Annotated in this window: 10 protein-coding genes; 3 read left to right on the forward strand and 7 right to left on the reverse strand. The window is 63.1% G+C overall.

Translation table 11 applies throughout. The annotated features are described in order from the left end of the window. Positions 1-22: 22 nt before the first annotated feature. Both ACI2JX_RS19590 and ACI2JX_RS19595 read left to right on the forward strand, forming a co-directional pair. Complete coding sequence (locus ACI2JX_RS19590) at positions 23-1,159, forward strand: acyltransferase (RefSeq protein ID WP_264232991.1); 1,137 nt, start codon at positions 23-25, stop codon at positions 1,157-1,159. Positions 1,160-1,209: 50 nt separating this feature from the next. Further along, positions 1,210-2,274, forward strand: a complete 1,065-nt coding sequence (locus tag ACI2JX_RS19595) for an acyltransferase family protein (protein ID WP_404690796.1) — start codon at positions 1,210-1,212, stop codon at positions 2,272-2,274. Here the strand turns inward: ACI2JX_RS19595 and ACI2JX_RS19600 are convergent. The 6 genes from ACI2JX_RS19600 to ACI2JX_RS19625 all read right to left on the reverse strand — a co-directional run bounded on the left by ACI2JX_RS19600 (position 2,265) and on the right by ACI2JX_RS19625 (position 10,768). Then, on the reverse strand, positions 2,265-3,422 hold the full coding sequence (locus tag ACI2JX_RS19600; RefSeq protein WP_404690797.1) for an HlyD family secretion protein: 1,158 nt from the start codon (positions 3,420-3,422) through the stop codon (positions 2,265-2,267). The genes ACI2JX_RS19595 and ACI2JX_RS19600 overlap by 10 nt on opposite strands. Beyond that, positions 3,422-5,068, reverse strand: coding sequence for an MFS transporter (locus ACI2JX_RS19605; protein WP_404690798.1), 1,647 nt, complete (start codon positions 5,066-5,068; stop codon positions 3,422-3,424). The genes ACI2JX_RS19600 and ACI2JX_RS19605 overlap by 1 nt, the downstream gene beginning before the upstream one ends. Before the next feature lie 578 nt (positions 5,069-5,646). Next, on the reverse strand, positions 5,647-6,669 hold the full coding sequence (locus ACI2JX_RS19610; protein WP_404690799.1) for an XdhC family protein: 1,023 nt from the start codon (positions 6,667-6,669) through the stop codon (positions 5,647-5,649). Positions 6,670-6,684: 15 nt separating this feature from the next. Beyond that, positions 6,685-8,037, reverse strand: a complete 1,353-nt coding sequence (locus ACI2JX_RS19615) for a c-type cytochrome (RefSeq protein ID WP_404690800.1) — start codon at positions 8,035-8,037, stop codon at positions 6,685-6,687. A gap of 20 nt (positions 8,038-8,057) precedes the next feature. Beyond that, a complete protein-coding gene (locus tag ACI2JX_RS19620) occupies positions 8,058-10,301 on the reverse strand; it encodes a molybdopterin cofactor-binding domain-containing protein (RefSeq protein WP_404690801.1) in 2,244 nt (747 codons plus the stop codon). Next, positions 10,301-10,768 (reverse strand): (2Fe-2S)-binding protein, encoded by a 468-nt coding sequence (locus ACI2JX_RS19625; protein ID WP_186554513.1) that lies wholly within the window; start codon positions 10,766-10,768, stop codon positions 10,301-10,303. Before ACI2JX_RS19625 ends, ACI2JX_RS19620 begins: the two co-directional genes overlap by 1 nt. A gap of 208 nt (positions 10,769-10,976) precedes the next feature. Here ACI2JX_RS19625 and ACI2JX_RS19630 point away from each other — a divergent pair, with 208 nt between their 5' ends. Next, entirely contained in the window at positions 10,977-11,456 is a 480-nt protein-coding gene (locus tag ACI2JX_RS19630) for a DUF1348 family protein (RefSeq protein WP_404690802.1), read from the forward strand. 85 nt (positions 11,457-11,541) lie between these two features. Here ACI2JX_RS19630 and ACI2JX_RS19635 read toward each other — a convergent pair whose 3' ends face one another. Continuing rightward, positions 11,542-13,422, reverse strand: coding sequence for a sigma-54 interaction domain-containing protein (locus ACI2JX_RS19635; RefSeq protein WP_404690803.1), 1,881 nt, complete (start codon positions 13,420-13,422; stop codon positions 11,542-11,544). Between the last annotated feature and the right edge of the window lie 33 nt (positions 13,423-13,455).

Raw genomic sequence — 13,455 nt, forward strand, 5'->3', positions numbered from 1 at the left:
ATAATAAGGAAAGGGCTTGGCTATGAGCGCGCAAGGGCGTTTCCATTCGTTGGACAGCTTCCGCGGCCTGTTTGCCCTGTCGGTGGTCGGCTATCACCTGCGGGTCAGTGGCAGTTTTACCGAGCTGGCGTTCTTTCGCCATGCCGAAGTGTTCGTGGCGTTCTTCTTTGTGCTGAGTGGATTTGTCCTGGCGCACGCTTACGGCAATAGCGCGCAGTTTAACTTTCGCCGGTTCTTTATTTCGCGCACCTTCCGCTTGTTGCCCCTGCACCTGTTCATGTTGGCGGTGTTCATTGTTTTGGAAGGCGGTCGTTATATTGCTTTTCAACAGGGCATGGATTTCAACAATGCGCCGTTTACCGAGCGCTATGCGCCTGCTGAAATTCTGCCCAATGCACTGTTGCTGCAGTCCTGGACCCATTGGACCAATCCCTTGTCGTTCAACTACCCGTCCTGGAGCATCAGCATCGAGTACTACACCTACATGATCTTCGCCTTGCTCTTGAGCATTGCCGCTGGCCTGCGCCAATGGGTGTGGGCGGCATTGGTGGTGGCAGCACTGGGGCTGATGCATGTGGGTAATGGCTTCTTCACCCTCGAGGCATTGCGCGGCTTGGCGTACTTTTTCACCGGCTGCCTGATCTACACCTTGTACCTCAAGCTTGCCCACTTCGAACGCCCCGGCTTCTGGCTGATGTCGCTGCTGGAGGTGATTGCCGTAGCGGCCGCCTTGCTGTTCGTGGTCAGCGACTTTGAAGCCAAGGCCTTGGTCGCCAGCCCACTATTCGGCAGCATTATCCTGATCTACGCCTTTGACGGTGGCGCAGTATCACGCGTGTTGACCGGGCGCTGGTTTGCCTTGTTCGGCAAGTTGTCCTACTCCATTTACCTCACCCACGCGGCGATCCTGTTTTGCGTGGTGTCGGCGTTCATGCTGATCAAGAAGCTGATCGGCATCGATATCGCGCCGATGATCGACGGCACGCGTTACCTGGATACCGGCAATGCACTGCTTAACAACCTGGTGGCGTTGCTGGTAGTGGCGATGGTGGTGCTGGTGTCGATGTTCACTTACCGCTACGTGGAAATGACCGGCCAGAACCTTGGTCGCGCACTTGCCAACAGACCCGCGAACAAAAGCCCGGTGCTGGAGTCGTGAACCGGCTACGTCGCGCTACCGCCTCCCAGGCTGACTGAAAGGAAGTGGCCATGACCTCCGTTGCCCAGGCTCCGGCTGACAAGCTGGACAGTATCCAAATGCTGCGCGCCATCGCCGCGCTGGCGGTGGTGTTCTTCCACCTGCCGCTGTTTCGCAATGGCGATTGGGGCGTAGATATCTTCTTTGTCATCAGTGGCTTCATCATGGCCATGGTCACCACCCAGTCAGGCAGCCATTTCTTTACCAAGCGCCTGATTCGGGTGGTGCCGTTGTACTGGTTGGGTACGATCGGTGTGTTTTGCGTGGCGTTGGTATTGCCTAGCCTGCTGGACAATACCCGAGCGGACTTGACCGGCCTGGTCAAGTCGTTGCTGTTCATTCCCTACCAGAAGGGCGAGTTCGTGCAGCCGCTGCTGTACCTGGGCTGGACGCTGAACTTCGAGATGTTCTTCTACGCCGTGTTCGCCCTGTCCATGGCGGTCAGTCATCGTTATCGGTTGTTGATCTGCTCGGGCTTGCTGCTGGGGTTGGTCATGCTCGGTCAATGGCTGACCTTCGAGAGCTTGTTGGCCAGGTTCTATACCCAGCAGATTCTGCTCGAATTCGTCCTGGGCATGGGCTGTTATGCATTGTATGCACGCACCGCGACCTGGCGTGCAGCGCCGGGCGGCTCGGCTGGGCGCGCCGCGCTGGTATTGATTGGCTTGCTCGCCCTGGCCTACATGCCGTTGTCGGCCAGCCTGGGCGAGGACGCCGGGCGTGGCGTGGGGCGCGGGATACCGGCTGCGATCATCGTCATCAGCCTGGTGGTGGGCTTGTCGCGAACCAGCTTGCCCAAGCTGCTGGTGCTGATCGGGGACGCCAGTTACTCGCTCTACCTGTTTCACCCGTACGTGCTGAAGGTGTTCAACAAGGTGTTCCACGTGTTCGATGCGCCGGGCGTGCTGGCTTATGTGATGGTGCCGGTGAGCATTGGCCTGTGCTGCGCAGTGGCGATCGCGGTCTATCGGCTGGTCGAGTTGCCACTGACCCGCTGGTTGCGCGTGCGCCTGATCGACCGCCGCACCGTACGTGACGCTACGCCGGTAGCGCCAGCGGGCAATGCTCAATCGTGAGCGGGATGCGCCTGTTCTGCGTGCTCACGGGTATCGATACTGACCACCACCGACATCCCCGGGCGCAGCTGTCGTGCCTCGGGCTGATCGGCGTCGACCGTTATCCGCACCGGTATCCGTTGGGCGATCTTGACGAAGTTGCCGGTGGCATTGTCGGCCTGCAACAGGGCGAACTCTGAGCCAGAGGCTGGCGAGATCTGCTGCACATGGCCGTAGAGTTTCAAGTGATCCAAGGCATCCACGGTAAAGCTCACCGGTTGGCCGATGCGCACCTTGGCCATCTGCGTTTCCTTCATGTTGGCGATCACCCAGCGCGCGTCGGGCACCAGCGCCATCAACTGCGCCCCGGAATTGACATAAGCCCCCAGACGCGTGCCGATCTGCCCCAGCTGGCCGTCACGCGGCGCGGTTACCCGGGTGTTGTCCAGATCGATGCGCGCCAGCTCCACGGCGGCCTTGGCGCTCTCTACCGAAGCCTCTAGCGCTGCACGATTGACGATCACGGTTTGCAGGTCTTGGCGGGCGATCTCCAGGGCGGCCTTGGCTTGCGCCAGGCTCGCTTGCGCAGCGGCGTGGCTGGCGCGGCTGACGTCCAGCTCGCGGCGCGACACCGACCCGTCGCTGACCAGCGCCTGGTTGCGGCGCAGGTCGGCCTGGCTCTTGTCGGCCTGCGCTGCGGCATCGGCGATCGCCGCCTGGCGTTGGGCGATGGTGGCCTGGGCGCTGTTGCGCTGTTGCAGGTTATTGGCCAGCGCCGCTTGCTGTTGTTGCAACTGGGCAATCGATTGGGCCAGGCGCTGTTTGTAGATGCGGTCGTCCAGGCGCACCAGCAGGTCGCCGGCCTTGACGAATTGGAAGTCGTGCACCGGCACTTCGACGACGTAGCCGGCCAGTTGCGGGCCAATGATCGTCACCTGGCCGCGCACCAAGGCGTTCTCGGTGCTTTCGATGGCACTGCTGAAAGGCGGCAGGCGCCAGGCGTAGAGCACCAGCAAGATACCGGCCATGGCCACGCCGGCAAAGGTCATCGAGGACAGCACGCGTACTCGCCGCGAACGTGCGGGGCTGCTCGGTTCGTTGGGCGGGGTGAGGCCTTCCGGGGTTTCGGCGATGGCGGTGGTGGAGGTGGTCGGTGTCTCTTGAGTCATCAGGTTCGGGCGCCGCTGGTGGTGTCGGAAGGGCGTGCTGTGCGAGTCGTGTACCAGACCCAGAGGCTGCGTAGCAAGATCCACAACATGGTCAGTACGGCAATCGTGCCGATCAACATGAACACATCGTTGTAGGCCAGCACATTGGCTTCGCGGGTGGTGGCATTGGCCAACAGGCGGGTGCCGACTTCGCTGCGCAGGCTGGGGTCGGCGATGATCCCGGCATAGCCGCTGCCGCCGCTTTGCACCCTGGCGTTGACCAGCGGTTCGAGGCGGCTCAACTGTTCGGCAAGGTTGCTCGAATGAAATTTCTCGCGCACGGTCTGGAAGGTGCCCAGCAAGGCCGCGCCGATCAAGCCGCCGAGGTTGTTACAGATGCCGAACATCACCGAAAAACTGACCAGGTTACGCGGGTTGGCGCGCACATGGCTGATGCCCAGGGCCATCGAGGGGCCGAGAAAGAACGTGCTGCCGAAGGCCAGCATGAATTGGCTCAGGTACATCTGCGCAGGGCGGGTGAGGTTGCTTGAGCTGCTGTCCATGAACGCCCCGCTGGCCATCAGCGCGAGCGAGACGAACAGCGGCATCACCAGGTGCTTGGGGTTGATGGTCAGGGCACTGGTGGCAAGTCCGGCGACCGCGCCGAGCAACATCACCCAGTACAGGCTGCGCAGTTGTTCGTTGCCCAGGTTCAGGGTTTGCAGAAAGCCCACCGCGCCGGTCGATTGCTCGGAGGTGACCATGCGGATCAGGATCACGCACAAGGCCAGGCGGATCACGGCCGCGCTGCCTAGCCAGCGGGTCATCAGCAACGGGTTGCTGCGGTTGTGCTCGATCGCCAGGCCCGCGCAGATCAGCGCGATCGCCGCTGCCAGGGCAACGCCGATCCAGGGCGCATCCAGCCACCAGTCGATACGCCCCAACGACAGGGCGGCGCAGAGCAGGGCGGTGCCGCTGGCCATCAGCGAGAAGGTGAGAAAATCCAGCGGCTCGAAGGTTTTGAAACGGTCACCTGGGGGCAATTTGAGCAGCAACACGCAGCCCAATGCGGCCAATGCCAAGCCCAACTCGAACATGTACAACCCGCGCCATTCGGCGATTTGCAGTAAATCTTCGGAGAACACCCGGGCCAGCGGTACGGCCAACTGCGAGGCGCCAAGGCCTAATACCATGGCCTTCAAGCGCCACTGCGCAGGGAAGGCCTGGATCATGTAGTACAGGCCCAGCGAGCTCAGCGCGGCCCCGACCATACCGTGCGCGGCCCGCACGGCGATCGCCGAGTTGAGGTCGTTGACGAACAGGTGGGCGAAGGTCACCAGTGCGTAGAGCACCAGGAACACCTCGGTGAAGGCGCGCAGGCCGAACTGCTGGCGGAACTTCACCAGCAATAGGTTCATCGACACGTTGGTCATGACGAACGCCGCCGGTAGCCAGGCCATTTCGGCGGTGGTGGCGCCCAGTGCGCCCTGCAGGAAGGTCAGGTTGGCGGTGACCAGCGCGTTACCCAGGCCGCCGGTGATCGCCACCAGCAAGCCGACGGCGCCGTAGGCCAGGCGTGTGCCTGGGGGGTGCAGGGGCGTCGACGGAGAGCCGGGCAGGCTGGGTTTTTCGTGGGGCAGCCACTGGCGGGGGGTGTATTTGTCCATTGCAGGTGCGGGGGCCTGGTTCGCGTAGGCAAACTCTACGCGAGCTGCCTGGCAAAGGAAATTTTCAGATGTGAGATTGATCCTGAGCGGATGGGGTTAGTTCCGGCCTCTTCGCGGGCAAGCCCGCTCCCACAGGGTTCCGGCTGTTCTCGGGTTCAGTGGGTATCCAGGTGCAGGCTGTTGTACTGAGGTCCCTTGGCAGGTCAGCATTTTATTGGGTTCAACCGGGCCCCTGTGGGAGCAGGCTGTTCTCGGGGTCCGTGGCTATCCAGGTGCAGCATGCTGTACTGAGGACCCTTGGCAGGTCAGCATTTTATTGGGTTCAACCGGGCGCCTGTGGGAGCAGGCTGTTCTCGGGGTCAGTGGGTGTTCAGGTACAGACTGCTGCACTCAGGTGCCTTGGCAGATCAGCATTTTATTAGGTTCAACCAGGGCCATGTAGGAGCAGGTTGTTGCCGGGTTAAGTGGATATCCAGTGCCAGGCTGCAGTACTCAAGTCCCTTGGCAGGACAGCACTTTTCAGGTCCAACCAGGACCCTGTGGGAGCGGGCTTGCCCGCGAAAAGTACGACGCCGCCTTCAGCCGGCAAGCAATTGCCGCTCCTTGGCCCGCTTGGCATGGGTCACCGACACTTCGCCAGGCAAGGCCACGTTGTTCTTTACCGCGAGAATCTCAGCCATGACACTCACGGCAATCTCCGCCGGGGTCTTGCTGCCGATGTAGATGCCAATAGGCCCGTGCAGGCGCTTGAGCGAGGCTTGGGTCTCACCAAAATGCTCGATCAAGCGCTCGCGGCGCTGCCGGCTGTTGCGCCGCGAGCCTATGGCGCCAATGTAGAAAGCGGGGCTGTGCAGCGCCTCGAGCAAGGCCAGGTCGTCGAGCTTGGGGTCGTGGCTCAAGGCCAGAATGCAGGTGCGTAAATCAGGGCGGAATGCCCGTACCACATCGTCCGGCATGCCGACCAACTGCTCGACCCCGGCAACGTTGCAGGCCCCCATGTACTCGGGCCGAGGGTCGCAGACGCTGACTTTGAAGCCATTGAACTGGGCCATGGTAGCGACGTACTCGGCCAACGCCCCGGCGCCGATCAACAGCATGCGATAACCGGGGCCAAGGGTGCTGATCATGTACCGACCATCAAAGCTGAACTGATCCGGGCTGGCGCTGGGCTCAAGGCGCACTTCACCGCTGGACAGATCCAGCATGCGCCGCGCCAGCTCACCGGCATCGAGCCGAGCCAACAGCTGCTCGAGCAACTGCTGGCAAGGATTGAACTCCAGGATCAGCTCCAGCGTACCGCCACACGGCAACCCGAAACGGTGCGCCTCATCCGCGCTGACCCCGTACCGCACCACCTGGGGCAACCCTGGGGCAATACCCGCGCCGCCATAGACTCGGGTGTAGCGGTGGATCAGGTCATCTTCGATGCAGCCGCCCGACACGCTACCGATCACCCGGCCGTCCTCGCGCAGCACCATCATCGAGCCCACCGGCCGTGGCGACGAACCCCAGGTGCGCGCCACCGTAGCCAACAACACCCGCTCGCCGGCAGCCAGCCAGTCGCGGGCGCTACGCAGGACCATCAGGTCAATGCTCTCCATCCCGTCGCCTCCTGTTCAGCGCATCTGCAAAATGATCGGGCTGGCACTGGCAGGCCCGGTGTGTTCGCGCAGCTTGGCTACCTCTTGCGCCTGCACTGCGCCGCCATGATTACCCCAGGTGCTGCGCACGAAGCTCAGCACGTCGGCGATCTCGCGGTCGCTTAGCTGCTCGCGAAACGCCGGCATGCGGTAAGCGTCCGGTACGCCGGCAGCAACCACCCGTTGCGAGCCATTGAGGGTGATGTTGATGGCCGAGGCGGTTTCTTTGGCCAAGGCTGAGGTGGCACCGGCAAGCGGCGGCATCCACTCCGCCTGGCCACGGCCCTCCAGCCCATGACACGAGGCGCAGACGGTGACATAGGTATGCGCACCCGGCGCCTGCAGGCGGGTAGCTGCCGACACCGCCTGGTACTGCCAGGGTTGCCCATCACGCTGGGGATCGCCGGGCAAGGATTTCAGGTAGCGGGCGATGGCCGCCAGATCATCGTCGCGCATGAACTGGGTCGAGTTGTTGAACGCCTCGGTCATCGAACCATAGACCACGGCATGCTGGTTACGACCGGACTTGAGGAAACGCACGATGTCCGCCTCGCTCCAGCGCCCGAGGCCGGTATTGGGGTCATTGCGCAGGCTGGGCGCGTACCAGCCATCGAGCAAGGCCCCGGCGACGAACGCGCTGCCATGCTCGCTCAGGGCCTTCTCGTTGAATGCCAGGCCGCGCGGTGTATGGCAACTGCCGCAGTGGCCGGGGCCTTGGACGATATAGGCACCACGGTTCCACAGCGGGTCTTGATCGGTTTTTGCCGCGTACGGGGCAGCATCGGTGAAAACGCCATTCCACAGGGCAATCGGCCAGCGCAAGTTGAGCGGCCAGGGGATTTCTCCCGGTTTATTGGGCTGCTCGACTGCCCGCACGCCTTTCATGAAGAAGGCATACAGGGCACGCACATCATCGTCACTGAGCTTGGCGTAGGAGGGGTAGGGCATTGCCGGGTACAGCCGGCGCCCGCCAGGCGCGACACCGTGCCGAACCGCCCTGTCGAAGTCCGCCAGGCTGTAAGCGCCAATGCCATGGCTGGCGTCGGGGGTGATGTTGGTGGCATAGATCGCCCCCAACGGCGTCGCCATCTTCAGCCCGCCGGCAAACGGTGGGCCTTCGGGCAGGCTGTGACAGGCCACGCAGTCGCTGAGCCGGGCCACGTATTCGCCGCGTTGGATCAGGGCTTGATCCACTGTGGCCTGGCTGCTGGCTTGCGCATCGAACGGTGAGCCAGGCTCACGGGTGACATACCAGGCCAGCAGGCCCGCCGCGATCAGGCACGGTACGGCCAGCAAGCCTAGGGTTCTTGCAGTTGATTTTTGCGTCATGTGCAGGTCGTCCTGGCCAGCTAGCTGAAGGTATAGCGCGACAGCGGCATGCTACGGATGCGCTGGCCCGTCAGCCGCGCCACCGCATTGGCCACCGCCGGGGCTACGGCAGGCAAGGGCGGCTCACCGATCCCGCCCATCTTCTCCCCGCTTTCGACAATGCGCACATGCACCCGCGCCATACGCGCCGCAGGCAGGATTGGGTAGAGGTCGTAGTTGCGCGCGCGCGGCTTGCCGTCGACATACACCGCTTCCTCCAGCAGCACCTGGGACAGGCCAAGGGCCACCGCGCCATTGACCTGCGCCTCGACAATCGCCGGGTTGACGATGCTGCCGGGGTCGATCGCCTGCCAGATGTCGTGGACCCGCACCTGGCCGTTTTCAATCGACACCTCGGCAATCACTGCCGCCTCGGAGCCGAACGGCGAGGCCATGGCCACGCCGCGGGCGCGCTTGCTGCCATCCTCGGCCGTGAACGGGCCGCGCTTCCAGCCGCCCGACAGCTCGCCCACCGCTTCGAGCAGGGTGCTCAAGCGTTGGTTGTCGCGCAGCAGGCGTCGGCGCAGTTCGAACGGATCCTGGCCGCCTTTATCGGCCAATTCATCGAGGAAGGCTTCGTAGAAGAAGTCGTTCATCGAGTTGCCTACCGAACGCCAGTATCCGAGCATCGCCGGGCCTTTGACATAGACCTGCGCGATGCGCCGGTTGGCGATGGCGTAGGCCTTGCCAGACAAGCCTTCCAGGGCGGTGGGGTCGATCTTGTCGGCTTGCTTGCCAGCGATCGCCTCGGTCGGCCCTTCGGTGGCGCTGACCACCTCGATGGCTACCGGCAGGCCATCGGCATCGAGCCCGGCGCGGAACTTGACCACGGCCATGGGCCGAAGCACATCGCGCAAAAACTCCTCCTCGCGGCTCCAGATCAGCTTGATCGGCCGGCCGACCGCCTTGGCCAGGGCGATGGCTTGCGGGTAGGGGTTGGCGCTGTCGTAGAGGAAGTGCCGACCAAAGAAGCCACCCAGCAGTGGCGAGTGCAGGGTGATCTGCGCCGGGTCCAGGCCGGTACGCTTGGCGATGTCGGCGCGGAACATGTCTGGCGCCTGGTTGGGCAGCCAGACCTCCAGCGAGCCATCGGCGTTGAAGCGTGCCAGGGCGGAGGGCGGCTCCAGTTGCGCGTGGTTGAGAAACTGGTTGTGGTAGGTCGCCTCGAGCTTGGTCTTGGCGCTGTCCAGCGCCTTGGCGAAGTCGCCTTGCACTTCTTCGTCACGCGCAGGGCTGGTCGCGCTGCTTAGCCGCTCCCGGAAACCCTCGGTGGAAAAATCTGCCGGCATGGGTCGCACCGGGGCGTCCGCGGCCGGCTCCTGCCACTGCACCTGGATCGCCTCCACCGCACGCTTGGCATGCCACCAGCGCTCGGCGACCACGGCCACCGCGCCGGGGAGTTGATGAATCGAATGCACGCCTGGCATGGCCTTGACCTGGGCTTCATTGCGCAGCTCGCCCACCGTCATGCCCAGACGCGGGGCGTGTTGCACGGCGGCATGCAGCATGCCGTCGAGTTTCAGGTCGATGCAGTACAGCGCCTTGCCGGTGGATTTGTCGTAGGCGTCGACGCGCTTGACCGGCTTGCCGATCCAGCGGAATTGGCTGGGATCACGCAGTTGGATGCTGGCCGGGTCGGGCACTGGCAGGTCCATCGCCTGGCTGGCCAGCTCGCCGTAGCTCAGCGACCGACCTGAGGCTGCATGCAGCACCCGACCCGGTTCGGTGCTCAGTTCGCTGACCGGCACCCCCAGCCGCTCGGCGCCGGCCTGCAGCAGCATGGCCCGCGCCAAGGCGCCGAGGCGGCGCATGGTGGGATAGCTCATGCGCACCGACATGCTACCGCCGGTGATGCGCATGCCGTTCTCCATCACCACGTAGGCCTCGCCAGGCGGCGCAGCCTCGACCAGGAAGGTCGCAGGATCGGCGTCGAGCTCTTCGCCGACGATCTGCGCCATGGCGGTGAAGGTGCCTTGGCCACCCTCCATGAACGGGCTGAGCAGGCGAATGCTGTTGTCCGGGCGAATCTCCAGGAAGGCCGGTACTTGGGTACCCTGGGCCGGTGCTGTAGCGGCCGCGGCCTGAACCCGCGAGACGCCAATCGGCAGGCCAAAGCCCAGCACCAACGCGCCGATTGCGCTGCCGGCCAAAAAGCGCCGCCGTGAGAGGTTGACCGGCTGATCCAACTGCAACAGATCGGCCGGGTAATCGACGGGCGTGTTCATCAGGCATTCTCCTGTTGAGCAGGCTGTTCGGCCAAGGCGTGCACGGCGCTGTGAATTGCGTTGTAGGTGCCGCAGCGGCACAGGTTGACCATCGCCGCGGCAATTTGCTCATCGCTGGGCTTAGGGTTGTGCTTGAGCAGCGCGGTGGCCGCCATGACTTGCCCGGACTGGCAGTAGCCGCATTGGGCGACTTGCTTTTCTACCCAGGTCGCGACCACCCGCTTGCCAACTTCGTCCGCTTCGATGGCCTCGATGGTGGTGATCTCGCGCCCAACCACCCCGGCCACCGGGGTGACGCAGGCGCGCACCACATTACCGTCGACCAGCACCGAACAGGCACCGCATTGGGCCAGGCCGCAGCCGTACTTGGTGCCGGTCATGCCCAGATCATCGCGGATCACCCAGAGCAGGGGGGTATCCGCTTCTGCATCGACCTCGTAGGTCTTTTGGTTGATTCGAAGCTGCATGGCTCACCCGTAATCAGTCGGTTGGTTGATCGATCTTTAGTTTTTATCGGTCGCGCCGCGCAGCTGGCACTGCGCGCACCCTGCAGAAAACCTAGCACAGGGCCAGGCGTGCAGGTTTGCACGATCCTGCCGAGAACCGGTCAATCGGTACGGGACTGTGAAGTTGGGCTAATTTGGTTGAGTGCTTCAAACACTCAGGAGAACCGCCATGACATCCGCTACCAGCACCCGCCCGCCATTGCCGCCGTTCACCCGCGAATCGGCTATCGAAAAAGTGCGAATGGCCGAGGATGGCTGGAACAGCCGTGATCCGAAGAAGGTGGCCACGGCCTATACCCTCGACACCCAGTGGCGCAACCGCGCTGAGTTCATTCATGGCCGAGACGAGGTCGAGGCGTTTCTGACCCGTAAATGGAATAAAGAGCTCGACTACCGCCTGATCAAGGAACTGTGGGCCTTCAGCGCCAATCGTATTGCCGTGCGTTATGCCTATGAATGGCACGATGATTCGGGGAACTGGTTTCGCTCTTACGGCAACGAGAACTGGGAGTTCGCCGATGATGGGCTGATGGCGGTGCGCTTTGCGTGTATCAATGATCTGCCCATTCATCCCTCGGATCGCAAGTACCTCTGGCCGCTGGGACGGCGACCGGATGATCATCCGGGCTTGTCTGACTTGGGGCTTTAGAAGGGCGGATTGATGTGTGCATTCTCCGGCCTCATCGCGCAACGAGTCACAGTGGTGCGACGAGGCCCGTGCAGGCAGCAAACGTTCAATGGCCCTTGTACTGGCGCGGATCGATCCCCCACTTTTTCAGGCGCGAGGCCAGCGTAGTGGGCTTCAGGCCCAGCAGCTGCGCAGCCCCGTGCGCGCCAGAGATCTGGCCTGCCGTGCGCTTGAGGACGCTGATGACATTGAGCTGGATCTGTCGTTGCCACTCTTGATCGGCAGTCGGTTCAACATCGGCCGTTGCTGGGGTTGGCTGGCTGCGATGAGCTTGACCGCTGCTTGCCAGTAATTCGTCGAAGCTGACCCGCCCCTCGCGGGCGACGATGGTCTGGCGTTCGATGACGTTTTGCAGTTCGCGGATATTGCCCGGCCAGGGGTACTGCTTGAGCACCTCGACCTGCGTCAGGGGCATGCGCACATCAGGTTTGTTGAACGCCTGACTGGCCCGCGCGAGGAAGTGGCTGGCGAGCAGCGGGATGTCTTCGAGCCGCTCACGCAGCGGCACCGAGCGGATCGGAAACACATTCAGCCGAAAATACAGGTCTTCGCGGAAACTGCCTTGGGCGACCATTTCGCGCAGATCACGGTTGGTCGCGGCAATCACCCGTACATCCACCGCCCGGGTGCGGTTATCGCCGACCGCCTCGAACTGGCGATCCTGCAGCACACGCAGCAGCTTGCTCTGCAGCTCAAGAGGGATTTCACCCACCTCGTCGAGGAACAAGGTGCCGCCGTCGGCCAGTTCGAAACGGCCGACGCGGTTGCTCACGGCGCCGGTGAATGCGCCCTTGAGATGACCGAAAAACTCGCTTTCGAACAGTTCGCGGGGGATTGCCGCGCAGTTGACACGGATCAGTGGGCGGTCAGCGCGGCGACTGCTGGCATGGATGGCACGGGCAATCAGCTCCTTGCCGGTGCCGGATTCGCCGCTGACCAGCACGTTGGCATCGGTGGCGGCGACCAGTTCGATCTGCTGGAGCAGGTGGCGCACGGCCGGGCTCTTACCAACGATTTCGTGGTGATTGGCCTGGGCGTTGATCTCTTCTTGCAAGTACTGGTTTTCCATTTCCAGCCGGCGCTGCAATTGCTCGACCTCAGTGAGCGCCTCACGCAGCCGCGCCTCGGTACGCTGGCGCTGGCGAATATCGCGAAACAGCACCACGGCGCCGACCAGCCTGCCCATCTCGAAAATCGGTGTGCTGGTGTATTCGACGGCGATCGGCTCGCCATTCTTGTGCCAGAACACCTCGTGGTCGACCCTATGCACCTGGCCATCGCTGAACGAGGCATGAATGGGGCACTGGTTGACGGCAAACACCCGGCCGTCGCTGTGGCTGTGGTGAAACAGTTGGTGGGCGTCCTGGCCGATCATGTCGGCAGCGCTCCAGCCCAGGATGCGTTCGGCCGCAGGGTTGATGAAGGTGGTCTGGCCGCGGGTATCCAGGCCGTAGATGCCTTCCCCGACGGCGCCAAGGATCAGCCGGTTCTGTTGCTGGATGCGCTCGAACACCTGGCTGATGCGTTCCCAGCCGACATGGCCAAGGCGATGTTGCCGGCGCGCCTCGGCGCGGTTGCGGCGCTGTTCGAGCAGGTCGCGACGCTGGATCATCATCAGGATGCGCTGCTGATCCATGGCCCGGGCGGTGATCTCGACCGCCTGTTGGCGGTGCAGCAGGTCGACCAGGGTCAAATCGTCCGACCACGCCTGGCCTTGGGTCAGCACTTCATCGCTGAAGCTCACCCATTGCGAAATGGCGCCACGCAAGAACTGGCTGAACGCAAGCTCATCTGCCGCCTGAGCCGAGCAGGCCAGCAACTCTAGCGCGGCGAGGTTGGCTTGCACGATGCGGTCGTCGACAGCATCGACCAGCAACATGGCAATGGGCGCATCGGCGCAAATCTGTGGCGCCAGAGAGGCGGGCATGGGCGTTTTCCTGTGCGTCAGGTTTAACGAAAT

The organism is Pseudomonas sp. NPDC088890 (assembly GCF_044900155.1).
In the GTDB taxonomy this organism is placed as follows: domain Bacteria; phylum Pseudomonadota; class Gammaproteobacteria; order Pseudomonadales; family Pseudomonadaceae; genus Aquipseudomonas; species Aquipseudomonas urmiensis.

Excerpts from the sequence above, each read along its gene's own strand:
- ACI2JX_RS19605 (WP_404690798.1), bottom strand. The coding sequence starts at position 5,068 with ATGGACAAATACACCCCCCGCCAGTGGCTGCCCCACGAAAAACCCAGC.
- ACI2JX_RS19595 (WP_404690796.1), top strand. The coding sequence starts at position 1,210 with ATGACCTCCGTTGCCCAGGCTCCGGCTGACAAGCTGGACAGTATCCAA.
- ACI2JX_RS19615 (WP_404690800.1), bottom strand. The coding sequence starts at position 8,037 with ATGACGCAAAAATCAACTGCAAGAACCCTAGGCTTGCTGGCCGTACCG.
- ACI2JX_RS19620 (WP_404690801.1), bottom strand. The coding sequence starts at position 10,301 with ATGAACACGCCCGTCGATTACCCGGCCGATCTGTTGCAGTTGGATCAG.
- ACI2JX_RS19590 (WP_264232991.1), top strand. The coding sequence starts at position 23 with ATGAGCGCGCAAGGGCGTTTCCATTCGTTGGACAGCTTCCGCGGCCTG.
- ACI2JX_RS19610 (WP_404690799.1), bottom strand. The coding sequence starts at position 6,669 with ATGGAGAGCATTGACCTGATGGTCCTGCGTAGCGCCCGCGACTGGCTG.
- ACI2JX_RS19635 (WP_404690803.1), bottom strand. The coding sequence starts at position 13,422 with ATGCCCGCCTCTCTGGCGCCACAGATTTGCGCCGATGCGCCCATTGCC.
- ACI2JX_RS19625 (WP_186554513.1), bottom strand. The coding sequence starts at position 10,768 with ATGCAGCTTCGAATCAACCAAAAGACCTACGAGGTCGATGCAGAAGCG.
- ACI2JX_RS19600 (WP_404690797.1), bottom strand. The coding sequence starts at position 3,422 with ATGACTCAAGAGACACCGACCACCTCCACCACCGCCATCGCCGAAACC.
- ACI2JX_RS19630 (WP_404690802.1), top strand. The coding sequence starts at position 10,977 with ATGACATCCGCTACCAGCACCCGCCCGCCATTGCCGCCGTTCACCCGC.